General features: G+C 60.3%; 22 protein-coding genes. 11 read left to right on the plus strand and 11 right to left on the minus strand.

Annotated features, from left to right (window positions below; genetic code table 11):
* The first annotated feature begins 270 nt into the window (after positions 1 to 270).
* Complete coding sequence (locus tag ACA075_RS17145; RefSeq protein WP_497294061.1) at positions 271 to 1,191, plus strand: LysR substrate-binding domain-containing protein; 921 nt, start codon at positions 271 to 273, stop codon at positions 1,189 to 1,191.
* Here ACA075_RS17145 and ACA075_RS17150 read toward each other — a convergent pair.
* Complete coding sequence (locus ACA075_RS17150) at positions 1,112 to 1,705, minus strand: DinB family protein (RefSeq protein WP_497294063.1); 594 nt, start codon at positions 1,703 to 1,705, stop codon at positions 1,112 to 1,114. The genes ACA075_RS17145 and ACA075_RS17150 overlap by 80 nt on opposite strands.
* Before the next feature lie 990 nt (positions 1,706 to 2,695).
* Here ACA075_RS17150 and ACA075_RS17155 point away from each other — a divergent pair.
* The 6 genes from ACA075_RS17155 (at position 2,696) to ACA075_RS17180 (ending at position 9,582) form a co-directional block, all read left to right on the plus strand.
* Entirely contained in the window at positions 2,696 to 2,971 is a 276-nt protein-coding gene (locus ACA075_RS17155; RefSeq protein WP_497294064.1) for a hypothetical protein, read from the plus strand.
* Between the two features lie 286 nt (positions 2,972 to 3,257).
* Positions 3,258 to 5,978 carry a magnesium-translocating P-type ATPase gene (gene mgtA, locus ACA075_RS17160; protein ID WP_497294066.1) on the plus strand — a complete coding sequence of 907 codons (2,721 nt, stop codon included), beginning with the start codon at positions 3,258 to 3,260 and terminating at the stop codon, positions 5,976 to 5,978.
* A 187-nt stretch (positions 5,979 to 6,165) separates the two neighbouring features.
* The gene (locus ACA075_RS17165; protein ID WP_497294067.1) at positions 6,166 to 7,821 is read left to right on the plus strand and encodes a Na/Pi cotransporter family protein; all 1,656 of its coding nucleotides are present in this window, start codon (positions 6,166 to 6,168) and stop codon (positions 7,819 to 7,821) included.
* On the plus strand, positions 7,809 to 8,162 hold the full coding sequence (locus ACA075_RS17170) for a DUF2493 domain-containing protein (RefSeq protein WP_497294069.1): 354 nt from the start codon (positions 7,809 to 7,811) through the stop codon (positions 8,160 to 8,162). The genes ACA075_RS17165 and ACA075_RS17170 overlap by 13 nt, the downstream gene beginning before the upstream one ends.
* 223 nt (positions 8,163 to 8,385) lie before the next feature.
* Positions 8,386 to 9,156 carry a PA4824 family protein gene (locus ACA075_RS17175; RefSeq protein ID WP_497294070.1) on the plus strand — a complete coding sequence of 257 codons (771 nt, stop codon included), beginning with the start codon at positions 8,386 to 8,388 and terminating at the stop codon, positions 9,154 to 9,156.
* A 108-nt stretch (positions 9,157 to 9,264) separates the two neighbouring features.
* Complete coding sequence (locus tag ACA075_RS17180) at positions 9,265 to 9,582, plus strand: DUF2388 domain-containing protein (protein WP_094471899.1); 318 nt, start codon at positions 9,265 to 9,267, stop codon at positions 9,580 to 9,582.
* A gap of 62 nt (positions 9,583 to 9,644) precedes the next feature.
* On the opposite strand, the gene ACA075_RS17185 is transcribed toward ACA075_RS17180, so the two are convergent.
* Positions 9,645 to 10,565 carry a pyridoxal-phosphate dependent enzyme gene (locus ACA075_RS17185; RefSeq protein WP_497294071.1) on the minus strand — a complete coding sequence of 307 codons (921 nt, stop codon included), beginning with the start codon at positions 10,563 to 10,565 and terminating at the stop codon, positions 9,645 to 9,647.
* A 101-nt stretch (positions 10,566 to 10,666) separates the two neighbouring features.
* The gene (locus tag ACA075_RS17190) at positions 10,667 to 11,458 is read right to left on the minus strand and encodes an SDR family NAD(P)-dependent oxidoreductase (protein ID WP_497294073.1); all 792 of its coding nucleotides are present in this window, start codon (positions 11,456 to 11,458) and stop codon (positions 10,667 to 10,669) included.
* A gap of 124 nt (positions 11,459 to 11,582) precedes the next feature.
* Here ACA075_RS17190 and ACA075_RS17195 point away from each other — a divergent pair, with 124 nt between their 5' ends.
* Positions 11,583 to 12,530 carry a GlxA family transcriptional regulator gene (locus ACA075_RS17195; RefSeq protein ID WP_497294074.1) on the plus strand — a complete coding sequence of 316 codons (948 nt, stop codon included), beginning with the start codon at positions 11,583 to 11,585 and terminating at the stop codon, positions 12,528 to 12,530.
* Positions 12,531 to 12,533: 3 nt separating this feature from the next.
* On the opposite strand, the gene ACA075_RS17200 is transcribed toward ACA075_RS17195, so the two are convergent.
* The gene (locus ACA075_RS17200) at positions 12,534 to 12,797 is read right to left on the minus strand and encodes a hypothetical protein (protein WP_497294075.1); all 264 of its coding nucleotides are present in this window, start codon (positions 12,795 to 12,797) and stop codon (positions 12,534 to 12,536) included.
* A gap of 109 nt (positions 12,798 to 12,906) precedes the next feature.
* On the opposite strand from ACA075_RS17200, the gene ACA075_RS17205 reads away from it, so the two are divergent.
* Entirely contained in the window at positions 12,907 to 13,566 is a 660-nt protein-coding gene (locus tag ACA075_RS17205; protein ID WP_497294077.1) for a methyltransferase family protein, read from the plus strand.
* A gap of 116 nt (positions 13,567 to 13,682) precedes the next feature.
* On the opposite strand, the gene ACA075_RS17210 is transcribed toward ACA075_RS17205, so the two are convergent.
* The 7 genes from ACA075_RS17210 to ACA075_RS17240 all read right to left on the minus strand — a co-directional run bounded on the left by ACA075_RS17210 (position 13,683) and on the right by ACA075_RS17240 (position 21,903).
* Positions 13,683 to 14,351 carry an HAD-IA family hydrolase gene (locus ACA075_RS17210; RefSeq protein ID WP_497294079.1) on the minus strand — a complete coding sequence of 223 codons (669 nt, stop codon included), beginning with the start codon at positions 14,349 to 14,351 and terminating at the stop codon, positions 13,683 to 13,685.
* Positions 14,352 to 14,398: 47 nt separating this feature from the next.
* Positions 14,399 to 14,806, minus strand: coding sequence for a response regulator (locus ACA075_RS17215; RefSeq protein ID WP_497294081.1), 408 nt, complete (start codon positions 14,804 to 14,806; stop codon positions 14,399 to 14,401).
* 113 nt (positions 14,807 to 14,919) lie between these two features.
* Positions 14,920 to 16,527: a GMC family oxidoreductase gene (locus ACA075_RS17220; RefSeq protein ID WP_497294083.1), complete on the minus strand. Its 1,608-nt coding sequence runs from the start codon at positions 16,525 to 16,527 to the stop codon at positions 14,920 to 14,922.
* Positions 16,528 to 16,689: 162 nt separating this feature from the next.
* On the minus strand, positions 16,690 to 17,907 hold the full coding sequence (locus ACA075_RS17225) for a mandelate racemase/muconate lactonizing enzyme family protein (RefSeq protein ID WP_497294085.1): 1,218 nt from the start codon (positions 17,905 to 17,907) through the stop codon (positions 16,690 to 16,692).
* A 1-nt stretch (position 17,908) separates the two neighbouring features.
* Entirely contained in the window at positions 17,909 to 19,228 is a 1,320-nt protein-coding gene (locus ACA075_RS17230; RefSeq protein WP_497294087.1) for an MFS transporter, read from the minus strand.
* Between the two features lie 84 nt (positions 19,229 to 19,312).
* Positions 19,313 to 20,737 carry an aldehyde dehydrogenase gene (gene aldA / locus ACA075_RS17235; RefSeq protein ID WP_497299282.1) on the minus strand — a complete coding sequence of 475 codons (1,425 nt, stop codon included), beginning with the start codon at positions 20,735 to 20,737 and terminating at the stop codon, positions 19,313 to 19,315.
* Positions 20,738 to 20,970: 233 nt separating this feature from the next.
* Positions 20,971 to 21,903: a LysR substrate-binding domain-containing protein gene (locus tag ACA075_RS17240; RefSeq protein ID WP_497294089.1), complete on the minus strand. Its 933-nt coding sequence runs from the start codon at positions 21,901 to 21,903 to the stop codon at positions 20,971 to 20,973.
* A 184-nt stretch (positions 21,904 to 22,087) separates the two neighbouring features.
* On the opposite strand from ACA075_RS17240, the gene ACA075_RS17245 reads away from it, so the two are divergent.
* Together ACA075_RS17245 and ACA075_RS17250 are read left to right on the plus strand one after the other, a co-directional pair.
* Positions 22,088 to 23,266: a hypothetical protein gene (locus tag ACA075_RS17245; RefSeq protein ID WP_497294091.1), complete on the plus strand. Its 1,179-nt coding sequence runs from the start codon at positions 22,088 to 22,090 to the stop codon at positions 23,264 to 23,266.
* 215 nt (positions 23,267 to 23,481) lie between these two features.
* On the plus strand, positions 23,482 to 24,357 hold the full coding sequence (locus ACA075_RS17250; RefSeq protein WP_497294093.1) for a LysR substrate-binding domain-containing protein: 876 nt from the start codon (positions 23,482 to 23,484) through the stop codon (positions 24,355 to 24,357).
* Positions 24,358 to 24,377 lie beyond the last annotated feature (20 nt).

Here is a 24,377-nt window from a genome sequence, read left to right on the forward strand (position 1 = left end):
TGGCGAGGGGGCTTGCCCCGGTTGGGTCGCGCAGCGGCCCCAAAACCTGCAACTGCGGTGATTCAGGTAAACCGCGGGCACAGGATTTGCGACTGCTGCGCAGTCGAGCGGGAGCAAGCTCCCTCGCCACAGGTAAATCCCTTCGCCACAGATAGGCATTTCATTTCAGGCGGGTCCTGCATCACCGGTACCCCCTCATCTCCGGCGCTCTCTCGCCACAGGGTTTGGTGCTTTACTGAAAAGACCTCAAACCCCATCGAGAACACCGCGATGAACCGCAACGACCTGCGCCGCGTGGACATGAACCTGCTGGTGATTTTCGAAACGCTGATGTTCGAGAAGAACCTGACTCGGGCCGGGGAGAAACTCTTCCTCGGTCAGCCCGCGGTCAGTGCTTCGCTGGCCAAGTTGCGCGATCTGTTCGACGACCCGTTGCTGGTGCGCAATGGCCGGGTGTTGGAGCCGACGCAGCGCGCCCTGGTGATTCTCAAGGAATTGCAGCCAGCGATGGACACCATCTCCGGCGCGGTCAGCCGGGCCAAGGATTTTGACCCGTCCACCAGCCGTGATGTGTTTCGCATCGGCTTGTCCGACGACGCCGAGTTCGGCCTGTTTCCGCCGCTGCTCAAGCAAATACGCGAAGAGGCGCAAAACGTTGTGGTGGTAGTGCGAAGGGTGAATTACCTGCTGATGTCGCCGATGCTCGCCTCCGGGGAGATTTCCGTCGGGATCAGCTACACCACGGAGCTGCCGGCCAATGCTAAGCGCAAGAAACTGCGCGACCTGAGCGTGAAGATTCTGCGTGGCGATAACCGTCCCAGCCCCCTGACCCTGGATGAGTATTGCGAACGCCCTCACGCGCTGGTTTCTTTTTCCGGGGATTTGACCGGTGCCATCGACAACGATCTGGCACGCATCGGCCGCTCGCGGCGGGTGGTGCTGGCGGTGCCGCAGTTCGCCGGGCTGCGCGCCTTGCTGGCCGGCACCGATATGCTGGCCACGGTGCCAGATTACGCGGCGTGTGCGCTGATCGAAGGCAGCAGCCAGCTGCGGGCCGATGACCCGCCGTTTGATATCGTGCTGTCCGAACTGTCCATGGTCTGGAACGGGGTCAACGATAACGATCCGGCAGAACGTTGGTTGCGCTCGCGAATCGCCCAACACATGTCGGCTGAGTTGCCGGTGCTCTGAGCGCGTTGAAATCCGGGTCAGTCTCGCGCAGGAAGATCGGCATGTCGGTCATCGGTGGCATCGCCGGGATGTCGAAATACATCTGGATCACCCAGCCACGGTGGTAGCTGGCGTGATTGACCACGTGCAGCAGCATTGCGCCGGCACTCATGGTGCCGCTTTCGCCCGAGACAAACGTGAACTCGACGGGCTTATCCAGCGACCTCTCGGTCTGTCGGGCGCTCCAGTTGCAATACCAGTGATCGATCTCCTTTTGCGCCATGCGCAAATCAGCGAGGTCGGGATGCAGCAGATCGTGTGAAGTTTTGAAGCCGTGCCCTCGGCCTTCGAGGTGAGCCTGCCAGATACAGTCCACGACATAGATGTGGTTCAGGGTGCCGATCATGTTCTTGAACACCGACACTCGCTCTTTGTGGACCTCCCCCGGCGGCAGCGCGGCCAGGTTGTCAAAGAGGCGCTGATCGGCCCATTGCTTGTAATCGGCAAGCATGCGGGCAGTGCGTATGTTGATCATCAGAGTTCTCCCATTACGATGGGCGCACTGGCAAGCATAGTCCTCTCGTCGGCAAGCATCGCAAACGCTGATAACCGGCACTTCGCCGCGACGCGACGGGTGTAGCAGCTGTCGAGCCCCAGCGAGGCTGCGTTCGGCAGCGCAGCTGTCGTGAAATCAGGCGACGCGGTTCTTCAGGAAGTCCACATGCAGGTTTTACGACGACTTCGTCGCCGAACGCAGCCTCGCTGGGGCTCGACAGCTGCTACAAGGCCTTTCAAGCCAGAAAATCAGAACGTTCCAGGGTAACTGCCGCCGTCCAGCAACAGGTTTTGCCCGGTGAGGTCAAACCGCTACGGGCGCCATTGGACAGACCCAGCACATCAATCGGCGCTTTGACAGCGCCCGAGGAGCCCGTCTGTGGGGAAACAGACAGGGATGGGCAATACAATTGTTCTGGTTTGTCACGAGTGACTTCTGCGGGAGTGGGGCTTGCTGGAGATTCCGCCTGCACATTCAACAGATGGGGTGGCAGGCAGATCGCTTTCGCGAGCAGGCTCGCTCCCGCAGGTAATGTGATTAGCTGGGGCCATTTCGTCGTTTGAAGGTTGAACAGTCCGAGCGGAATTTAGCCGAGGGATTATCGACATCGTTTCTCGCGTTAATCACAGGGCCTGCAACTAACTGTCAATTAGCTGAACCAGTTCTAACTTCAATATCAAGTTTCGATGTTTTTCCCATTCATCTTGGTATTTGGCGGGTATTGAAGGTTGACTTCACCCACCTCCCTGAGTAAATTGCCCGGGCCTTCGACGAAGGCCTTTTTTCAACTCACAAAAGAATCCAATGGACACAGTATCTAGTCGCTGTCGGTGCACTGCGAATTCGCGGAACCTGGCACATAATCCAGTCAATGACGGGACTCGACTTTTCGGTCGGGTGAGCTGCGCTAGAGCTTGATGCTCCGCCGTAACTTGCCTCACCGGCGTCCGTCCGGTCCAGAGGCATGTTATGAACTTCAAAACCACCGTAATGCCGGGCGTGCGCGCCTTTGCATCGACCATGCGGGTCAAGCTGTGCCGTGAGCGTCTGCTGACGACGCGGGTCAGCGCCCCGTTTTCCTACCCTTCTGCCCCTGCCAAGGCACACCCTCGTGCCAACTGGCGCGTCTGTCCGATGACGGGCCGGCTTCAGCAACGCTGGAGCTTCGACGACAGCCAGGAACCACCGAGTCGGCGCATTGCGCGAATGCTCGGCCTGACCCGCGGAGCCTGCACATTCAGTTGACCTGAAGGCACTTCAAAGTCCTTCCAGCAACGTTTTCCTTAATAGGGAATTCGGCAACTTCTTATTACCTGTTAAAACACAAAGTTATCGGAGTTAGTTATGGACGAAGCCAGTAGACGGTTCGCTGCTTATCAACTTTCCCTTGATACGCAGCGAACGTTAAAACACAAGAAAACAACACTTTCGAAATTGATCGCCTGTTTGCGACTCGACATACACTCGCTCACCTATGAATAGATGAGCGAGCCGTGTGTCGTGCCGCAAGACGGCGGCAGGAGCACACACAATGACGACTGTAAAAACGCCGGATATTCGCGCCAAAGGCGCCAGCAGCGATAACGCCAAACTGTCGATGCGCGCTGCTCGGGAAGCGCAAAACGGCCTGGGCGTGACCCTCGCCAATCTCAACGCCACCCCTGACGGTTTGACTGAACTCGAGGCCGAAGGCCGGCTGGCCCGCGCAGGTTATAACGAGGTCGCCCACGACAAGCCGCCTCACGCCATCGTCCAACTGCTCAAAGCCCTGAACAATCCCTTCATCTATGTCCTGCTGACCCTGGCCGGCATCAGTTTCTTCACCGATTACTGGCTGCCGATAAGCCAGGGCGAAGGCGACGAGGCGGACCTGACCAAGGTCATCATTATCATGACCATGGTTACCCTGAGCAGCCTGCTGCGGTTCTGGCAGGAGTACCGCTCGGCCAAATCCGCCGAAGCCCTCAAAGCCATGGTCCGCACCACCGCGACCGTGCTGCGGCGCGGACAAAAAGGCAACGTCCCGGTGCTGCGCGAAGTGCCGATGCGCGAACTGGTGGCCGGCGACATCGTCCAGCTCAGCGCTGGTGACATGATCCCCGCGGACATCCGCCTGATTGAGTCCCGCGACCTGTTCATCAGTCAGGCGGTGCTGACCGGCGAAGCCTTGCCCGTCGAGAAGTACGACACCCTGGGCGACGTCGCACAGAAGTCGGCGACCCGCAGCGCCGCCGATCAATCCAACCTGCTGGACCTGCCGAACATCTGCTTCATGGGCACCAACGTGGTCAGCGGCACGGCCAAAGGGGTGGTGGTCGCAACCGGCCCGCGTACTTACTTCGGTTCGCTGGCCAAAGCGATTGTCGGTTCGCGGGTGCAAACGGCCTTCGACCGCGGGGTGAACAGCGTCAGCTGGTTGCTGATCCGCTTCATGCTGGTCATGGTGCCCATCGTGTTCCTGCTCAACGGCTTCTCCAAAGGCGACTGGAGTGACGCGTTCTTGTTTGCGCTGGCAGTCGCGGTCGGCCTGACCCCGGAAATGCTGCCGATGATTGTCAGCGCCAACCTGGCCAAGGGCGCAATGGCCATGGCCAAGCGCAAAGTAGTGGTCAAGCGCCTCAATGCGATCCAGAACTTCGGCTCGATGGACGTGCTGTGCACCGACAAGACCGGCACCCTGACCCAGGACAAGATCATTCTTGAGCACCACGTCGACAGCAACGGCCGGCGTGACGACACGATCCTCGAACTGGCGTGGCTCAACAGCCATCACCAGAGCGGTCTGAAAAACCTGATGGACCAGGCCGTGGTGCAGTTCGCCAACGCCAATCCAAAATTCAGGGTGCCGTTCGCCTACAGCAAGGTCGACGAGTTGCCGTTCGACTTCGTCCGTCGGCGCCTGTCGATCATCGTCAAGGACAGCCGCGACGATCACCTGATGGTGTGCAAAGGCGCGGTCGAGGAAATGCTGAGCATCGCCAGCCATATTCACGAAAACGGCACGGTCGTGGCGCTCGATGCACAGCGCCGCAAAGACCTGCTGGCCCTGGCCAACGAGTACAACGAGGACGGTTTCCGGGTGCTGCTGGTCGCCACCCGCGAGATCCCGAAAGCGCAGAGCAAAAACCAGTACAACACCGCGGATGAGCGCGAACTGGTGATTCGCGGCTTCCTGACCTTTCTCGATCCACCGAAGGAAACCGCGGGCCCGGCGATTGCCGCGCTGCGCGACATGGGCGTGACCGTCAAGGTGCTGACCGGCGACAACGCCGTGGTGACTTGCAAGATCTGCCGCGAAGTCGGGCTGGAACCCGGCACGCCGCTGCTCGGGCCAGACATCGAGACCATGGACGACACCACCCTCAAGCTGCGGGTCGAAGAACGCACGGTGTTCGCCAAGCTGACGCCGCTGCAAAAGTCCCGGGTGCTCAAGGCGTTGCAGGCCAACGGTCACACCGTGGGTTTCCTCGGTGACGGCATCAACGACGCCCCTGCCCTGCGCGACGCCGACGTCGGCATTTCAGTGGACAGCGGCACCGACATCGCCAAGGAATCGGCCGACATCATTCTGCTGGAGAAGAGCCTGATGGTGCTGGAGGAAGGCGTGCTCAAGGGCCGCGAAACCTTCGGCAATATCATGAAGTACCTGAACATGACCGCCAGCTCCAACTTCGGCAACGTGTTCTCGGTGCTGGTGGCCAGTGCGTTCATTCCGTTCCTGCCGATGCTGTCGATCCACCTGCTGCTGCAAAACCTCATGTACGACATCTCTCAGCTGTCGCTGCCGTGGGACAAGATGGACAAGGAGTTCCTGCGTAAACCACGCAAGTGGGACGCGAAGAACATTGGCCGTTTCATGCTGTGGATCGGGCCGACCTCGTCGGTGTTCGACATCACCACCTTCGCCCTGATGTGGTACGTGTTCGCCGCCAACAGCGTGGAAATGCAGGGTCTGTTCCAGTCCGGATGGTTCATCGAAGGGTTGCTGTCGCAGACGTTGGTGGTGCACATGCTGCGCACGCAGAAGATTCCGTTCTTCCAGAGCACGGCGGCGTTGCCGGTGATCCTGATGACTGGATTGGTGATGGCGCTGGGTATCTACATTCCGTTCTCGCCACTGGGCACTTTGGTCGGCCTGCAACCGCTGCCGTGGGCGTACTTCCCTTGGCTGGTGGGCACCCTGCTCAGCTACTGCGTGTTCGCGCAGATCATGAAGACGATTTACATCCGCCGCTTCAAGCAGTGGTTCTGATGGCCTGAGCCCCCGAAATTCGGGGGCAAACCCAAATCACCTGAACACCATAACCCCTGTGGGAGCGAGCTTGCTCGCGATAGCGGACTGACATTCAAAAAAGAAGTCGTTTGACACACCGCCATCGCGAGCAGGCTCGCTCCCACAGAGAACTGCGTTAAGCCTTATCGAAAAAGGGAGAGTCCTGATGTCGGGAACGACTCTACTGATCAACCTCGCAGGCTCCATTGCACTTTTGCTGTGGGGCACTCACATGATTTCTTCGGCGTTGTTGCGCGGCTTCGGCACGCCGCTGCGCCAGTGGCTGGGCCACAATTTGAACAACCGCTGGATGGCGCTGCTTTCGGGTATCGGCATCACCGGCATCCTGCAAAGCAGCACCGCCGTCAGCCTGATGGCGACGTCGTTCACGGCCGCCGGGACCCTGGGTCTGGCGCCGGCGCTGGCGGTGATGCTCGGTGCCAATATCGGTTCGACCCTGGTGGTGCAACTGCTCAGCGCCGACGTATCAATCCTCACACCCATCGTGTTGCTCGCGGGTTTGATGGTGTTCCGGCTGCGCGATGACTCGCGCTACGAAAGCGTCGGCTGCGCGCTGATCGGTCTGGGGCTGATGTTGTTGGCCCTGCGCATGCTCGGGTCGACACTGGCGGAAGTCGAAGGCGCGCCGGTCTTCCAACTGATCATGCAGAGCCTGGACGGCGATCTGCTGATTGCGTTGCTGGTGGCATTGATCCTCACCTGGTTGTGCCATTCCAGCGTGGCGGTGGTGTTGCTGATCGTCTCGCTGGCCGCCACCGGCCTGCTGTCGGGAACCACCCTCGTCGCGCTGGTGCTCGGGGTGAACATTGGTGGTGCTTTGCCCTCGGTGATCAATGCCGGTTCGAGCGTCGGCCGGCGCTTGCCGCTGGGCAATCTGTTGGTGCGTGCGGTGGGAGCCCTGGTGGTGTTGCCGTTCGCCGGGCTGCTGGCCGAACTCAAACTGGAGCCGTCGGTGTTGGTGGTATCACTGCACAGCGGTTTCAATCTGCTGCTGGCGCTGGTGTTCATCGGCTTGACCGATGTGCTCGCCAAAGGGCTCACCCATTTGCTGCCGGCACCGGAGCGGGATGTCGATCCGGGCATGCCGCACTACCTCGACGAAGCGGGTCTGGAAGTGGCCAACATCGGCCTGTCCAACGCCGCCCGGGAAGCGCTGCGCATGGCCGACATGCTCTCGGCGATGCTCGGCCGCCTGGTGCAGCTGTTCCACACCTCGGCGCCGGCCTGTGCCGATGAAGTGCGGCGCATCGATCAGTCCCTGGACCTGCTGGGCGCGGCCATTCGGGCTTACCTGGCGGACATCGGCAAGGAAGGCATCAGTGATAGCGATGCCGATCGCTCCCAGGAAATCCTGCTGTTCGTGATCAACCTCGAACATGCCGCGGACATTCTTTCCAGCAGCCTGGCGCAGTTGGCCATGCGCCGCTTGCGCCGTGGCGAACGGTTCTCGGCGTTCGAGCTGGGCAACATCGCGCCGCTGCACGATGCGCTGCTGGAAAGCCTGAGCCTGGCGATCACGGTGTTCCTGCGTGAAGACATTCCCACCGCGCACCACTTGATCCATCGCAAGGAGACCGTCAGAAGGCTCGAAGCGCACGCCAGCCGCGAGCACTTTCGCAAGTTGCAGGAAGACAAGGACACCTGGGCGGAGTCCGGCGACATCTTCCAGCGGGTCCTGCGCGACTACCGCCGTGTGCATCACCACATCGCCGCCCTGGGCTATCCGCTGCTGGAGCGGGCCGGCGAGCAACCGGTCGAGAGCACCGACCTGACCAAGGAGAATCCCTCATGCGCCTCTTGATCTGCGCGGGCCGCTATTACGCCGACAGCCGTCTGTGCCGACGGGTCCTCGACGCCTTCCAGCGCCTGCAACCGGTGCGTGTGCTGATCCATGGAGGCAATCAATACCTGGGCGGTGACATCGAAGAGTGGGCCCGGGAACACGGCGCCGACATCGTGCGCTACCCGCCCAACTGGCAGCGCCACGGCAAGTTGGCTGAACGCCTGCGCAACCACTTCATGTTGCTCGACAGCCGACCTGACGTGGTGATCGCCCTGCCCGGCGGCGAAGACACCGAAGAGCTGGTCGCCCGGGCCCGGACAGCCGGTTTGCAAACCTTATCGGTAGCGGATCGGGGCTGACCATTCTCAGCCACACCGCGATCGTGTAGCAGCTGCCGAGCTGCGCGAGGCTGCGTTCGGCGACGAAGTCGTCGTGAAATCAGCCCCCGCGGTGCGCCAGTAAAACCGCGTCCGCAGGGTTTACGACTACTTCGTCGCCGAACGCAGCCTCGCGCTGCTCGGCAGCTGCTACAGGACCGCGTTACGGGCTGATCGCTAACCAAAAAACTTCGAGGTAACACTTATGCAAAAACCTACTCGCCTGTTTGCGTCCTTCGTGCGCAGTCTGCCAGCCGCTCAAGGCCGGCGCCTGCGCCGCAATTTGTTGTTCGTCAGCGTCACCCTGGGCCTGATTGCGGTGCTCAGCGTTATCTCCAGCGCCAACGCTGCCGGCGGTGCATATGCGGTGGATGACGCCGGAATCAATGCACCCGGCGAATGCAACATCGACGCCTGGTATCAAAATGGTCGGCACGGTTCATCCAGCACGAGCGTGGTGTCACAGGACTGCACATTCAAAGGCCTGCCCAACGTGCAGTTCGGAGCGGCGCTGCAGCACAACCGTGATGACGGGGACTCGGAAACCCAGTTAAGCCCGCAATTCAAGGCGCAACTATTCTCACGGGAAGACCTTGGCCTTGAGTGGGCGCTGGCGGGTTCGACTCACTTTGCCTTCAATCGGGCCCACGCCTTCGATGGCGTCGACCTGAACCTGCCATTCACCTACCAACCAATCGAAACCCTGCGCCTGAACCTCAATGCCGGCTGGAGCCATGCCTATAACGATGGCGCGCAAAACCATCGCTGGACCTGGGGCACCGGCGTTGAATACGACCTGGCGCGCTCCATGACGCTGATTGCTGAACGCTACGGCCAACAAGGCGGCGAACAGGCGTGGCAGGCCGGGCCGAGGTTGCATGTCGGTGAGCGCATTGACGTCGATCTGGTGGTGGGCCGCAACCTGACGGGGGAACGCGATCAGTGGCTGACCACAGGGGCAACGCTGCGGTTTTGAACGATATCGGGCGCGGATAACGCACCCACAGGGAACTCCTGGCGTTCGCCGGTCATCCTAAATGATGAGGTACTTCCTTTTTTGCTTCACGCTTCAGAGGACACCGCTATGCGCCGTCTGATTATCATCTCCTCATTCATGTTGTGTCTGCCCTTCGGTTCGGCCTTCGCCAAAGTGGACGCAGGCGATGTCGCCACTTCTGCCGGGGTTTCCGCATCGCTGTACTCGACGTTCAAGGACCACAAACTGGCGATTCCCGCCCGTGATGACGCCTCCAGCTTCGTGGCCAGTGGCGGTACGATTCGCGGTGTGTACCTGGAGTCGGTGTTGAATCAGATTCGCCAGGAAAATCCCGGACTCAAAGCCAGCGACGAAGAGCTCGCCAGAGCCATCCTCATCCAGGAAGGCGCTGCTGCTGGCCAATGAAGGTTGAACAGGTAACGGTGGGGCTCGCGACAGCCGGATAGTCTCCAGCCCTACCCTTTGCTTCACCCAGCTGACAAGCGAGCCCACCCGGCCACAAGCTGCGCGCTGATGCTGACCCCGCCACACACCACAATCACCACGTCATGGGCTTCGGCGATCGCCGGATGGTCCAGGTACGCCACCGCCAATGAGACACCGCACGCCGGTTCGACTAACTGACGCAGGTCGTTGGCGTAACGCACCACGCCCATGATCGCCTCGTCATCACTGAGCACCACGCATTCGTGAGGAAAGTCGAGGAGGTGCTGCACTGGCCACGCGGCCACTTTCGCAGCGCCCAGTGATGTCGCGACGGTGTCGATACGAGGCAGCCTGACGGGATGTCCGGCCTCGATGGCGGCGGCAAAGGAGGCCGCGCCTTGGGTTTCGCAGGTAATGATCCGGCAGTCCATGCGATGGTGGCGAATCAATCCGGTCAGCAGGCCCGCCAGCAATCCGCCGCCACCCACCGACGTCACCAATGCATCCACTTCAGGACAATCCTCAAGCACTTCATCAATCAGGGTGCTGTGCCCTTCCCACAGCACGGGATGATCGAAGGCTGGCACGTACTCGGTATCCGCGTCCTGTGAAAGCGCTTTGGCCCGTTGATTGGCCTCGTCCCAAACCTTGCCGTGAACGATCACCTCGGCGCCGGTTTTGCTGATCCTGGCGCGGGTGGTTTCCGGGGTGGTGTGCGGCACAATAATGCAGGCTTTCAGGCCTAAGGCAGCGGCGGCCATGGCGGTGGCAAAACCGGCGTTGCCACCGGACGGACAGACGACTTTGCTTTTGCCCTGGGCCTTTGCCTGACTGCACAAAAGGCCCATGCCGCGCAATTTGAACGAGCCGCTGGGTTGCAGGTTTTCCAGCTTGAGCCAGATGCGCCGGGTCGGCGTTGACAAGCCTGGGTGCAGAATCAAAGGCGTTCTGATGTGAAGCATTGTGTGCTCCCTTTGGCAGCACCGGCTTGTCGAGGTTTCGACGAGCCGGCGATGAACGATGCTTATCCAAGCTTAGTTCACCCTGCCCCAGGGTTATCGGTTTACCGGTAGCGCGGTGCCGCCGATGAGTGGCCGAACGAGCCTGACAGCACTTGGCGCTGGGCTTCGTAAGCGTCCCATTTGTCGCCTTCGTGCAGGCCCGGAATGGTCACCACTTCACCCTTCGCCAGGCCGACCAGCGCGGCATCGACCATGTCCTCGGCGGACATCACGATCTCTTGTGGCAGGTTTTCCACCGGGTTGCCGGCCTCGCTCCAGAAGTCGGTGGCGGTCGCGCCGGGCAACACCGCCTGAACGCGAATGCCCTTGTCGGCCAACTCATGGTGCATTGACTGACTCAGGCCCAGCACGAAGGCCTTGCTCCCGCCGTAAACGCCGTTGAGGATTTCCGGAGCGACGGCGACGATGGAGGAAATGTTGATCACGGTGCCGGTGCCCCGTGCGACGAAGCCAGGCACCACGGCATAGGACAGACGCATCAGCGCGGTGACGTTGAGGCTGATCATGGCTTCCATGTCGTCCACCGGGCTGCCGAGCAACGGCATCACTGCGCCAACACCGGCGTTGTTGACCAGCACGGTGATGCTCGCGTCGTTGCGCAGAATGCTTTCAACTCGCAGCAGGTCGGCCTTGTCTTTGAGGTCGGCAGCGACCACTTCCACGGCGCGGCCGGTTTCGTCGCTCAGATGATTGGCCAAAGCGTTGAGTTTGCCCTGGCTGCGGGCGACCAGAATCAGGTCGTAACCCTGCCGGGCGAGACGGTCGGCGTAGACCGCGCCGATGCCGGACGAAGCGCCAGTGATCAGTGCAGTGCCTTTGGATGAAAGGGCCATGTTCAATTTCCTTCACAGTAAGGCGATAAGGTCGCCGGGTGTGAACCGTTATAAATTGACTGACGCTCGTCTCAAATGACGTTTAAAGTACGTTTTTCGGACATTGGCTTTTGAGGGCACCATCATGATTTCCGTGGCGTTCGTGGTTTTCGAGGGGTTCCAGTCCATGGCGCTGGCGGCGATGTCGGTGTTCGAGTACGCCAATTTCAGCGCTGGAGAGGTGCTCTACGAGGTTAGCGTGATCTCTGAAGATGGCCGCTCCCTAAGGGCTTCCGGCGGTTTGAGTGTCGGCACCCAGGCATTCGATGAGCGGGTGTTCGACACGGTCATCGTGGTCGGCGGCGATTCGATCCTCGAGCAGGCGCCCGAGGGAGTGTTGGCGTACCTGCGCGACAGCGTGAAAACCGCCCGCCGCACGGCTTCGATCTGTTCGGGGGCATTCGTGCTGGCCCAGGCCGGCCTGCTCGACGGACGGCGGGCCACTACGCATTGGGCCTATGCGCGAGAACTGCAAGCGCGGTTTCCCTCGATCAAAGTGGAAGATGACCGTATTTACGTGGCCGACGGTTCCATCTGGACCTCCGCCGGCATGACCGCGGGCATCGACCTGGCGCTGGCCATGGTTGAAAAGGACCATGGTGCCGACCTGGCCCGGGCCGTGGCGCAGAAACTGGTGATGTACCAGCGCCGCGCGGGCGGTCAGTCGCAACATTCGGCCTTGTTGGAAATGGAGCCGAAATCCGACCGCATTCAGACCGTCCTCGGCTACGCCCGGGAACACCTGACATCGGCGTTATCGGTGGAGCAATTGGCGGAAGTGGCACGCCTCAGCCCACGGCAATTCAGCCGGACCTTTCGCGCCGAGACCGGGCAGTCCCCGGCCAAGGCCATCGAAAACCTGCGTCTGGAGGCGGCGCGGCAAATGCTCGAGCGCGGACGGCTGACCCTCGACCAGATCGCCGCCGAGGCGGGCTTCACCGACCGTCGCCGCATGCGCGAAGCCTTCCTCCGGGCGTTCGGCCAGCCGCCGCAGGTGATTCGGCGTAATGCCAGGTCGCAGATGACGGCGTAAGCGTCAGCGCGCAGGAAGCGCTGCTCGCAGGTCGACCGCTTGATAAAGCGGCATCAGCCGCAGGGCCAAGCCATCGGCCAGGGTAATCGGCATCAACCTTTGCTCGGTTGCTGGACCTGACAGCGGCAGAACGAGCGCCGACCAGGGTTCGAGCGAGGGTGTCGAGCAAGCGACGACGCCGCCGATGACCGCCAGGAACATCACAATCGCTATCAAGCGAAGAGCACCTCCCATGGGCTCTTTACCCGCCCGCATCGAATGGCCCATGCGCCTCTTCTTTCGCCAGACCGAAACGTTCACTCAGGCTAGCCCAAACCGGCGAATCGGCATGACCTTCTACACTGAGGAAATCGGTCCATAGCTGGAATGGGTGCACATGAAAATCTCGGCCAGGCTGGCGTTCTTCGCCATTGTTTCCACCCTCGCCTACCTCGGTCTCGCAGTGTGGGGGCTGGGCGGGTTTGCGGCGTTTTTCGCCCATGCGCCGCTGGTGGTGGTTGTCGTCGCCACTTTGGCAATGGTCGTCGCCTCGCTGTTCACCGAGGTCAATCTGAGTTCCGGCGAACGAGAAGACCGGGCCAACCGCTGGGTGCTGCCAGCATTTGGGGTGATTGGACTTTTGAGTGGGTACCTGCCGGCCTACACCGACCGGATCGATTTCTGGACCTTCGGTGGCGAGGGAGTGCGCTGGGTGGGGGCGTTGCTGTTCATCATCGGCGGCGCGCTGCGGATGTGGCCGGTGTTTGTGCTGGGCAAGCGTTTCAGCGGGTTGGTGGCGATTCAACCGGGGCACAGTCTGGTCACCGACGGGATTTATCGCCGCTTGCGCAACCCCAGTTACCTGGGGATGCTGGTCATCGCCGTGGGCTGGGCCCTGGCGTTTCGCTCGGGGGTCGGGTTGCTGCTGGCGGCGCTGACGGTGATTCCGCTGATTGCCCGGATTCACTCGGAAGAGGCGTTGTTGAGGGCGCAGTTTGGGGGTGAATATGAAGCCTACTGCGCCCGGAGTTGGCGGTTGATTCCCGGGTTGTACTGAATAAACACAATCCTAATGTGGGAGCGAGCTTGCTCGCGATGGCGGAGTGTCAGTCAACATAAATGTCGAATGTCAGTCCCTCATCGCGAGCAAGCTCGCTCCCACAGGGGATGGTGTTACGAAGAATGTAGACAGAGCCGGCCATCGCCATCCACTCGATGCGAAACGGAGTCGTAGCCGGCTAATGTTGCATGCACCGTCTGAATCGGATGGTCATGAGTCGAGGTAATGATCACAAGGTCCGCCCCTGCCGACTCCGCCGCAAGAATCCCCACGGCGGCATCTTCAAAGATCAGGCAATCGGTCACCTCGACGCCTAACCGTTGAGCCGCCAGTCGGTAGCCCGCGGGATCCGGTTTGCCGGCACTGACATCTTCGGCCGTGACCATGACATCAGGCTCGGGAATCCCCGCTGCCGCCATCCGCCGCAACGCCAGCGCCTTCGGTGCAGAGGTCACGATCGCCCATTGCCTGGCTGGCAAAGACTTGAGGAAGTTCGCCGCGCCGGACACCTCGACAATCCCCTCTACGTCCTCGATTTCCGCTTGGGTAATCCAGTCGGCTTGGGCCTTGGCGTCCACACCGGGCAATGCCAGGCGGTTGATGGTGTCGATAGCGCGGGCACCATGGATGGTCGGCAAAAAGGACTCGACATCCACGCCATGGCGCACGGCCCAGGTGGTCCAGATCCGCTCGGCAGCGGCGATGGAGTTGAGGACAGTGCCGTCCATGTCGAACAGGAACGCGCGATACGGGGTATTAAAAACGGATTCGGCGGCAGACAAGGATGAGTTTCCTTTGTGTGTCAGGCAGGTCCGTCAATGTACACGACCTACAGAGTCCTTCGCGACTTGAGGGCCCCATCGACACAATCCAGCAGTTGTCCCAACGCCCAGGGTTTCTTGATGAACGACACTTCATGCCGCACCCCGGAGGATTCGGGGGTTTCAAAACCGGACATGATCATGATCGGCTTGTCGGGCCAGCGATCGCCGAACTGATTGGCCAGGTCCGCACCGTTGAGTTTGCCGGGCATGGTGATGTCCGTGAGCAACAGCCCAACCTCGTTGGCGTGCTGTTCCAGGTATTCCGATGCGGCATCCGCGCTGACCTGCGGAAAAACCACAAATCCTTCTTCCTGAAGAATTTCGCAGAGAAATTCCAGAATCAGCGGGTCATCTTCAACCACCAGAATCAACCCATCAGGAGCCTGCTCGCCCGCCGTCGGTATTGGACACATGACTTTGCCACTCCCTGATCGCATAAATGATTTCGCGGGCTCAAATCCGCTGCTTACAGGTATGAGCAGCGGACTCGGCGGAAATTCATTTTTGATACGGGAAGGTGATGAAATCAGGCGTCCTGCAGAATCAAATCGGCTCCTTTCTCCGCCACCATCAACACCGCCGCGTGGGTATTGCCGGAGGTGACGTTGGGGAAAATTGATGCATCGACAATGCGCAAACCGTCCAGACCATGGACCTTGAGGCGCTTGTCGACCACCGACCGCTGCTCGTCCGCGCCCATCGCGCAGGAGCCGCACAGGTGATAAATCGAACCGCTGTTCTCCCGAAAATACTGCAGCATCTGTTCGTCGCTTTCGATGGCCGGGCCGGGCAGCACTTCCTCGACGGTGATGCCTTTGAGCGCCGGCGCCTGCATGATCTTGCGCATCAGGCGGCTGCCCTGGATCACCTCGTCGATGTCCTTTTGCGTGCTCAGGTAGTTGGGGTCAATCAGTGCGGCATCCCGCGGGTTTTTTGAGGCGATCTCGATGTGCCCGCGACTGGTTGGCCGGCACGGGTTGAAGCACAGCAGGAAGCCTGAGTACGGTTCGGGTTTGAGGCTGGCCTTGTTGTTTTTCGGGATCTGGTACGACAGCGGGTTGAAGTAAAGCTGAAGGTTCGGATGGTGCTGCTGCTCGTTACCCCGGAAGAACCCGCCGGCTTGGTTGACGCTCATCGCCAGTGCGCCCTTGCGGGTGAACAGGTATTTGAGGCCCAGTTTGAACTGACCAAACAGCGAGCTGAGTTGGTCATTGAGCGTCGCAATGTTGGCCTTGTAGTAATAACTGGCGCACAGGTGGTCTTGCAGGTTCTGCCCCACCGCTGGCAAGTGTTTGACCAACGGGATGTTGTGTCTGGCCAGCAGCGCCTGATCGGCGACACCGGACAATTGCAGAATCTTTGGCGTGTCCACGGCACCGGCACACAGAATCACTTCTTTGCTCGCGGCGAAGGTGCGCACCACGCCGTGCTGGGTGATGGAAATCCCGGTCGCACGACCGTTGTTGAACAGCACCCGGTCCACTAGCGCGTAATGCTCGACCGTCAGGTTCGGCCGGCTCAGTGCCGGATGCAGGTGCGCAAAGCTGCTGGAACAGCGTTGGCCGTTGCGGGTATTGACGTCGTAGATCCCCGAGCCTTCGAATTTCGGCCCGTTGAAATCGTCGCTGCGGGGATAGCCGAGTTCGTCGCAGCCTTTGAGGAATACATCACAGATCGGATGGGTCTGGCCCTTCATTGGCGTGATGCTGATCGGGCCACTTCCGCCGTGGTATTCGCTGTCGCCCAGCGGATGGTTTTCCAGTTTGCGGAAGTACGGCAGTACATCCTTGAAGCCCCAGCCTTCATTGCCGCTTGCCGCCCAATCGTCGAAGTCATGGGCCTGGCCACGGACATAGATCATCGCGTTGATAGAACCCGAGCCGCCCTGCACTTTGCCGCGCGGGGCGTAGATTTCGCGGTTGTTCAGCTGTTTTTGCGGCTGGCTGTAGTACATCCAGTTGAAGGTCGGGTTGTAGTACATTTTGGCGAAGCCGACCGGGATTTTGAACCACAGGGAACTGTCCTTGCCGCCCGCTTCCAGCAGCAGCACCGAGTGTTTGCCCGAAGCCGACAGCCTATTGGCAAGAATGCAGCCTGCGGCGCCAGCGCCAGCGATGATGTAGTCGTAAGTCATGCACGGTTACCGCGTAAGTCGTTGTACAAAAAAAACCGAGCGCCCCTCCTGTAGCAGCGAAGCTTGCTCGCGAAGGCGTCGCATCAGTCAACATTGATATTGGCTGACCCACCGCTTTCGCGAGCAAGCTTCGCTCCTACAGAGGGGTTGCGCCCTCTCCCATCAGCCCCTGGCTGGCGATGTGTCTTTTACGTCAGCCGGGGTCGGCGCCATTTGCAAGTGCAGACGCTCACCGGTGTAGGGCGAATGCTTACGCACCACGTCCATGTTCAGCTCCACACCCAGGCCCGGCTCGGTGGACGGGATGATGTAGCCGTCCTCCCATTGCAGAGGCTTGGTCAGGACTTCGGCATGAAAACCGCCCCAGGTCATGATGCTTTCCTGGATCAGGAAATTCGGCGTGCAGGTGGCCAGCTGGAAACTCGCCGCCGCGCCAATCGGCCCGTTGTAGAGATGCGGCGCGATCTGCGCGTAATAGGCCTCGGCCATGCTGGCGATCTTTTTCGCTTCCAGCAGACCGCCACAACGCGCGACGTTCATCTGCAGAATCGACGCGCCACCGGCTTGCAGCAACTTGAAGAATTCGTACTTGGTGGTCAGTCGTTCGCCGGTGGCAATCGGGATGCTGGTCTTGGCCGCGACTTGCGCCATGGCCTCTTCCTGACCCGGCGGCACCGGCTCTTCAAACCATAGTGGGTCGTACTTCTCCAGACGCCTGGCCAGGCGGATTGCCGAGGACGGCACCATTTGCCCGTGGGTGCCAAACAGTAAATCGCACTTGTCGCCCACCGCTTCGCGGATCTTGCGGCAGAAGGTTTCACAACGCTCCAGCACTTCCAGCGAGATCTGGTGCCCGGAGTACGCGGTGTACGGCCCGGCCGGGTCGAACTTCACGGCGGTGAAGCCTTTGTTCATGTTCTCGATGGCGCATTCGGCGGCCAGGTCCGGGTCGTCGTAGTCGTATTCACCCTTGCTGTTGACCGGGTACAAATAGGTGTAGGAGCGCAGGCGTTCGTTGACTTTGCCGCCCAGCAGTTCATACACCGGTTTGTTTGCCGCTTTGCCGATAATGTCCCAGCACGCCATCTCCAGGCCGCTGACCACGCCCATCATGGTCAGGTCCGGACGCTGGGTGAAACCGCTCGAATAGGCCTGACGGAAGAAGCGTTCGATGTGGTGCGGGTCATGGTTGAGCAGGTAGCGTTCGAACACATCTTCGATGATCGGCAGCATGGCTTTGGGACCAAAGGTCGCAGCGTAGATTTCGCCCACGCCTTCGATGCCGCAATCGGTCTTGAGCTTGACGAACAGCCAGTACATGCCGCCGATGTGCGGTGGCGGTACGGCGACGATATGGGTTTCAAGGGCGACGATTTTCATCTCAGGCACCTGTCTTGTTCAAAGATTTACGATTGATACGTGCGCGCAAGGTCAGGGCCGCGACGGTCCCGAGCAGGCCGACGAAGGCGATGTAGCCGAAATACAGCTTGTAACCAAAGGCACCCGGGAAATGCTCGGTGAGATAGCCGTTGATCAAGGGAATGAAAGCGTCCGGCAGGTACCCGACGACCGAGACAATGCCGATGGCCAGGCCGGTGATGCGCAGCGGAATGTTGCAGGTGTCGAGGATCGCCCAGTACAAGCCGCGAATGGCGTAAGTCATCAAACCAATGAAAATCACCGTGCCGATCAACAGGCCCATGCTGTTGAGTGCCGGGAACACGATCAGGCCGACCATCGCCAATGTCGCCAGAAACAGCGCCACGATCAGTACCGAGATGTTCGAGAACTTGTCACCGAGCCAGCCACCGCCGATCCCGCCAATCGGGCGCATCCACAACTTGATAGTAGTGATGGTGCCGGCCATGACCGCGGTCATACCGCCGCCCTGCAAGTAATCGGAGAAGCTGTAAGTAGCCCAGAAGATGTGATAACCGCAGAACACAATGGCTGTCACCAGCCACAGTTCAGGGATTTTCACCAGCGTGGTCAGGTCGCTGAGCAGGTTGTACTTGCCCTTCTCCACCGCCGCCGTGTCTTCCATCGACTTCGGGTCCTTGATCAGCACCAGCACACAGCCGATGGCGATACAGGTGAAGGCGTAGAGGTAGACCACGTGCTTGAAGCCTTCAGCGGCGGACTCGCCACGGGTTTCGGTGGCGAAGGCAAACAGCCCCAGCGCGACGGTCGCCAGCAAGGCTTCGACCAGTCCGCGACCGCCATCGAGGATGCCGAAGAAACGCCCTTGTTCAGTGTGATGAGCGATCATTTTCACGCGCTTGAGCACCGAGGCCCAGAACGTCAGGCCGGTGGTCAGGCCCCAGCAACCGAAGATGATCATCAAACCGGTCATCGACGGCGCGGTGGAATACCAAAGGCCCAGGGCGCCAGTGGCGACCAGCGAGAAGAAAATCAGGAATCGTGGGGCAATGCGATCCGCCAACCAACCGCTGGGCAGATACGACAACAGGAAAATCGTGCCGAGCATCGAGTACAGATAACCCAGTTCGCTGTGGTTGATCTGGAACACTTCGAGCATGGTGGTCTGGTAGACCTGGCGCAGGTACAGGATCGGATAGATCGCACCGGCGGCCAGCACTAATAGCATCAGTTGGAAATAGCGACTTCCCTTGTCACTGTGGACTTTTGAACCCGCGTTCGAACCCTGAACAGCGGCAGCAGTGGATGCATGCTTGGACATCTAGGAGACCTCGGGCAGCCCGGTGGTCCGGGCGCCCCTGATAATTGTTTTTATGGGTGCGGCGTGAGGCGTGTTGCGGGTGGATCAATACTTCATGACCACAAGACGGGTCTGGGTGAATTCGAGCATGCCGTGCTTGCCGTCATCGCCGCCCAGGCCCGAGCGTTTCCAGCCGGCGTGGAAGCCCTGGTACGGGTCCGCCGGGGTGCGATTGACGTACAACTCGCCGGCCTCGATGGCGTTGGCGACTTTCATCGTGGTGCGGTAGTTCTCGGTGTACAGCACCGAAGACAGGCCGAACTGATGGTCGTTGGCCATGGCCAGCGCTTCGTCGATGTCGCGGTACTTGAGTACCGGCAACACGGGGCCGAAGATTTCTTCCTGGATGATTTCCATGTCCTGGCGGCATCCGCTGAGCAAGGTTGGCGGGTAGAAATGCCCCTTGCCGTCCGGCAACACACCGCCAGTTTCCAGTACAGCACCGGCGGCGACGGCGCGCTCAACCATGGCATGAATGTTCTGTTGCGAGCTGGCGCTAACCAACGGGCCCATCAGGTTCGCATCGGTGGCGCGGTCGCCGAACTTCACGGCGCTGATTTTGGCTTGCAGCAGGGCAAGGAATGGCTCGTAGACGCTTTCTTGCACATAGACCCGCTCCACCGCCGTGCACAACTGGCCGCAGTGAGTGGTCTTGGAGGCAATGATGTCGCTGGCGGCTTTTTCCAGATCGGCGTCGGCCTCGATGATCGCGGGCGTCTTGCCGCCCAGTTCCAGCGAAGGCTTGGCGATGTTGGCCTTGCAGTAATCGAGCACGATGCGCCCCGCGTTGACGCTGCCGGTCAGGGTGATCAAACCGACCGCCTTGTGCGTGCAAACGGCGGCGGCCGTGGCGTGATCCATGGTCAGAATGTTCACCACCCCTGCGGGCAAACCGGATTGCTGCACAGCTTTGGCGATTTCGAACGCCGAGGTCGGAGTGTTGTTGCTCGGGCGCACCACCACGGTGTTGCCGGCAATCAGCGCCGGGGCGATTTTTCGCAGCAACGTGTAAACCGGGTAATTGAACGGAATCAGGCATGCGACCACGCCAATCGGTTCACGGTGCAGAAACAGGTTTTCGTTCGGGCTGTCGCTGGGAATGATCTCGCCTTCGATCCGGCGCGCCCATTCGGCGTGATAACGGGTGATCTGCGCGGCGTAGCGGGCTTCGTTGCTGGCATCAGCCACGCTCTTGCCGGATTCGGCGGCCAGGGCTGCACCGATATTTTCAGCGCAGGCATCAAGGGCGTCGGCGAAGGAACGCAGGTGTTCGGCGCGTTCGATACTGGTGAGTTTGCCCCAGACTTTCTGGGCTGCGACGGCGGCTTCCACCGCATTGACCGCTTCATCGGCGGTCGCGGCCGAGACGTGGCCTACCAGCGCTTCGGTCGCCGGGTTGAAGACTGCGATCAGCGCTTCGCCGGCAGGTTCTATGAAGTGACCATTAACAAAATTTCGCTCGAGTCGCATGTGCATCGCCCATCGTTGTTTTTATCCAGTGAGATGCAGTCTTGGCATCTGGCAGGCGTTGAACAAACGATTTATTGAGCGATGCAACATTCGAAAAATGCAGGTTACCCCCAAACAATGGGATTCCCTGTGGGAGCGAGCTCGCTCGCGATGAGGGCAGTCCAGTCAACATTGATGTCGACTGATACACCGCTATCGCGAGCAAGCTCGCTCCCACAGGGTTTCTGCGTCTATCAGGTGGCGGCGGTCGAGGGCTCAAGCTGCCGTTGCGCCAACCAGATCTCTTCCTGCAACCACTGACTGAACACCTGCAACTGCGGCATCAATGTCTGCTCCGGCCGGGTCACCAGCCAATAGGACTGATGCCCTTCGACATGTACGTTCAGCACTTGGGTCAACTGCCCGCTGGCCAGTTCCGACGCGACCATGTGCCAGTCGGCGATGGTGATGCCCAACCCGTCGACGGACGCACGGATCGCCAGGTCCAGCAGGTCGAACTCGTAGCCGCCCTGGGTATCGACCCCGGTAATGCGCGCCGCGTCCAGCCAGTGTTTCCAGGTCAGGTAGCGTTGGTCTTCCCGGGCCAGGACGTGCAACAACGTCAGGCGATTGAGGTCGATGCCCTGCGCGCTCCACTCCCGCCCATACAAGGACGGCGCGCACACCGCGATGTGCCGCTCCTGGAACAGCAGCGAGCTGTCCAGCCCGTCCCATTCGCCGTCGCCGAAACGGATCGCGCAATCGAGCGTGCTGGTTTCGGCCAGGCTGTCCTGCAACCGTGTGGTGATGCTCAATTCCAGTTCCGGATGCTTTTCCCGCAATCGCCCCAGGCGCGGCATCAGCCAGCGATTGGTGAAGGTCGGCGGCGCGTTGATGTGCAGGCGATTGGAATGGGATTTCTGCTGGATGCTGCGCACGGTCAGTTCGATCTTGTCGAAGGATTGATGCAGCGCCCGCAGCAGAATTCGCCCGGCGCTGGTCAGTTCGAGGTGATGGTGGCGGCGTTCCAGCAGCGTCTCTTCGAGCTGTTCTTCCAGCTGACGCACCTGGCGGCTGACGGCGCTCTGGGTGACATTCAACAACTCGGCAGCGCGGGTGAAGCTGCCCGTGCTGCCAGCCACTTCAAAGGCTTTCAGCGCGTTGAGGCCGGGCATTTTGCGTTTCATGGAGGGCTCTCGGGATGAGTGACAAGACGCAAAGCATCCCACGCTCGCCGTGCATTGTCCTACAGGATTTTCTCAGTAACATGCATCTGGCGAAGGTTTACTCGCGCTTTTTATCGTTTGTTCAACGCATCGCTGATCGCAAGACTGGCCGGCATCTCTAATAAAAATAACCGAGAGCTGCCCCATGCACTTCCCTGCTTCCCTGCGCCTTAGTCCGTCTTGCCTCGCTTTACTCTGCACCTTTGCAGCGCCTGCCATGGCGGTACAAGTGACCGACAACCTGGACCTCGGCGGTGCCATTCGTGCCCGCTGGGATTACGATCCGGACCGTGACATCCAGAAGTTCGGCCTGGACACCGTGTTCCTCAGCGCCAAGTACAACTCCGACACGTGGATCGGTGAGGCTCAATACCGTTTCTACGGGCGGTCCTACCCTTACCAGTACACCAAGAACTACGGTGACATCCAGTTCGCCAAGTTCGCGTGGGCCGGCTACAAGTTCAACACCGATCAGCAGGTGCAAGTGGGCCTGAACACGGTGCCGTTTGGTTTGCAGCCGTACTTCGGCAGCACGTTCTACGAAACCCTGGGCAACGTCATCGGCCTGGAAGATGTGCAACAGGTTGGCGCCAAGTACATCCAGCAATCGGGCGACTGGAACCTCCAGGCCGGTTACTACCTGCGCCCGGCGTGGCAAGGCAAAGGCACCAGCAACGGGGTCACCTACTCCAGTGTGGTGTCCGAAGCCGACAGTTACGTCGCCGACGGCAGCGACAACCAGGAGCGCAACACCGTGGTGCTGCGCGTGGCCAAGGCGCTGGACCTGGGACCATGGAAGTCTGAAATCGGCCTTTCTGGCCTGACGTCGTCGCTTCAGAACAGGGACACCAATGACGATGGCCGGCGTAACGCCGTGGCCGTTCACTACTTGGGCAAGAACGGTCCCTGGGGTGTTCAGCTGCAAGCGGCGCGGCAACAGATGTCGCCGCGCAACGCCGGCACTGATGAACTGGTGACGCTGGGCGGTTACGACGGCACGTACAACGTCGCCAGTCGCGGCAATCTGTATGTGGCGGATGTGAGTTATGACGTGGCCGGCAAATACCTGTTCGATCAGGTCAGCGGCGTGAAGCTGTACGTCAACTACAGCGCCTTTGATAAATCCGCCGACGACTTCAAGACCTCACAACGGATGATCCTCGGCACCTCGTTCTCGCTGAGCAAACTGTGGATCGCGACGGAATGGATCTATGGCAAGAACGATCCGTACATTGGCGGGAGCAGCTACACCCAGAGTCTGGGCGCGGGTGGTAGTGACCAGTGGGAAAACCAGTTGTATATGAACATCGGTTATTACTTCTGATCCGGGTTTTTTAGCATCCTGAAGGACGCCATCGCGAGCAAGCTCGCTCCCACAGGATCACCGAACCTGTGGGAGCGGGCTTGCCCGCGAAGACGCCCGTCCAGACAACACTTGCATCAGCCCCCTCCTGATAGTCAGATAGGCACCACAACCCCATCCAAAAACAATAAGCCGACCCGACGCGACACCCGAGGCCGGTGCGGAGCCATCCTCCCATGCGTCAACTGCCTTCGCTCAACATGCTGCGTGTCTTCGAGGAAGTCGCGCGGCATCGCAGCTTCAGCCAGGCTGCCCTGGTCCTGAACGTCACTCAGGGTGCCGTCAGTCGCCAGATCAAACAGCTCGAAGACTACCTCGGCGTGGCGCTCTTCAAACGGACGCCCCAAGGCTTGTCACTGACCGAAACCGGCACCGCCCTCTCCCCGCATCTGGCGGAGGCCTTCGACCACATCGAACGCGCCCTGCAAGCCGTGCGCGTGCCGAACCTGCGTCAGCGCCTGCGCATTCTCGCGCCACCGACCTGGGCCACGCGCTGGTTGTCGGCGCACTTGCGCGTGTTCTGCCAACGTTACCCGGACATCAGCCTGAGCGTGACCAACCAGGCCAGCCACGACAACCTCGCGGAAATCGATTGCCACATCCGCTTCGGCCTCGAAGCCGCCAGCCATTGCAGCAGTCAGTTACTGGTGATGGAACGGCACATCGCGGTGGCCAGTCCGGAGCTGTTCAACGACGGGCAACCGCCGGACCTGCGACAGTTTCCGTTGCTGCACATTTTGCACGACGGCAAGCGCTTGAAGGTCTGGGAGAACTGGCTGGCGGCGATGGGCCGCGACGATGTGGATGCGGGGCAAGGGTTGGAGTTCAGCACACTGGATCAGGTGATCCACACCGCGCTGGCGGGGGGTGGATTGGCAGTGATTGATCGGCAGATGATCGAAAAGGAACTGGCGAATGGCAGTTTGTTGCCGATCACCCCGGTAGAAGTCATCGGGCCGTATGGCTATTGGCTGGATGTGGCGAACGACAAGCAGGGGTTGTCGAAAGTGCGGTTGTTTACCGATTGGTTGGGATTGGTCAGTAATCCCTGATCACCCGCACCTGTAGCAGC

Source organism: Pseudomonas sp. LBUM1663, from assembly GCF_059695905.1.

What these genes read in the sequence shown, in the direction of transcription:
- ACA075_RS17185 (WP_497294071.1), bottom strand. Translation starts at nt 10,565, where the DNA reads ATGCTTCACATCAGAACGCCTTTGATTCTGCACCCAGGCTTGTCAACG.
- ACA075_RS17155 (WP_497294064.1), top strand. Translation starts at nt 2,696, where the DNA reads ATGAACTTCAAAACCACCGTAATGCCGGGCGTGCGCGCCTTTGCATCG.
- ACA075_RS17240 (WP_497294089.1), bottom strand. Translation starts at nt 21,903, where the DNA reads ATGAAACGCAAAATGCCCGGCCTCAACGCGCTGAAAGCCTTTGAAGTG.
- ACA075_RS17215 (WP_497294081.1), bottom strand. Translation starts at nt 14,806, where the DNA reads ATGTGTCCAATACCGACGGCGGGCGAGCAGGCTCCTGATGGGTTGATT.
- aldA (WP_497299282.1), bottom strand. Translation starts at nt 20,737, where the DNA reads ATGCGACTCGAGCGAAATTTTGTTAATGGTCACTTCATAGAACCTGCC.
- mgtA (WP_497294066.1), top strand. Translation starts at nt 3,258, where the DNA reads ATGACGACTGTAAAAACGCCGGATATTCGCGCCAAAGGCGCCAGCAGC.
- ACA075_RS17230 (WP_497294087.1), bottom strand. Translation starts at nt 19,228, where the DNA reads ATGTCCAAGCATGCATCCACTGCTGCCGCTGTTCAGGGTTCGAACGCG.
- ACA075_RS17180 (WP_094471899.1), top strand. Translation starts at nt 9,265, where the DNA reads ATGCGCCGTCTGATTATCATCTCCTCATTCATGTTGTGTCTGCCCTTC.
- ACA075_RS17225 (WP_497294085.1), bottom strand. Translation starts at nt 17,907, where the DNA reads ATGAAAATCGTCGCCCTTGAAACCCATATCGTCGCCGTACCGCCACCG.
- ACA075_RS17220 (WP_497294083.1), bottom strand. Translation starts at nt 16,527, where the DNA reads ATGACTTACGACTACATCATCGCTGGCGCTGGCGCCGCAGGCTGCATT.
- ACA075_RS17200 (WP_497294075.1), bottom strand. Translation starts at nt 12,797, where the DNA reads ATGGGCCATTCGATGCGGGCGGGTAAAGAGCCCATGGGAGGTGCTCTT.
- ACA075_RS17145 (WP_497294061.1), top strand. Translation starts at nt 271, where the DNA reads ATGAACCGCAACGACCTGCGCCGCGTGGACATGAACCTGCTGGTGATT.
- ACA075_RS17250 (WP_497294093.1), top strand. Translation starts at nt 23,482, where the DNA reads ATGCGTCAACTGCCTTCGCTCAACATGCTGCGTGTCTTCGAGGAAGTC.
- ACA075_RS17150 (WP_497294063.1), bottom strand. Translation starts at nt 1,705, where the DNA reads ATGATCAACATACGCACTGCCCGCATGCTTGCCGATTACAAGCAATGG.
- ACA075_RS17165 (WP_497294067.1), top strand. Translation starts at nt 6,166, where the DNA reads ATGTCGGGAACGACTCTACTGATCAACCTCGCAGGCTCCATTGCACTT.
- ACA075_RS17190 (WP_497294073.1), bottom strand. Translation starts at nt 11,458, where the DNA reads ATGGCCCTTTCATCCAAAGGCACTGCACTGATCACTGGCGCTTCGTCC.
- ACA075_RS17175 (WP_497294070.1), top strand. Translation starts at nt 8,386, where the DNA reads ATGCAAAAACCTACTCGCCTGTTTGCGTCCTTCGTGCGCAGTCTGCCA.
- ACA075_RS17195 (WP_497294074.1), top strand. Translation starts at nt 11,583, where the DNA reads ATGATTTCCGTGGCGTTCGTGGTTTTCGAGGGGTTCCAGTCCATGGCG.
- ACA075_RS17170 (WP_497294069.1), top strand. Translation starts at nt 7,809, where the DNA reads ATGCGCCTCTTGATCTGCGCGGGCCGCTATTACGCCGACAGCCGTCTG.
- ACA075_RS17205 (WP_497294077.1), top strand. Translation starts at nt 12,907, where the DNA reads ATGAAAATCTCGGCCAGGCTGGCGTTCTTCGCCATTGTTTCCACCCTC.
- ACA075_RS17245 (WP_497294091.1), top strand. Translation starts at nt 22,088, where the DNA reads ATGCACTTCCCTGCTTCCCTGCGCCTTAGTCCGTCTTGCCTCGCTTTA.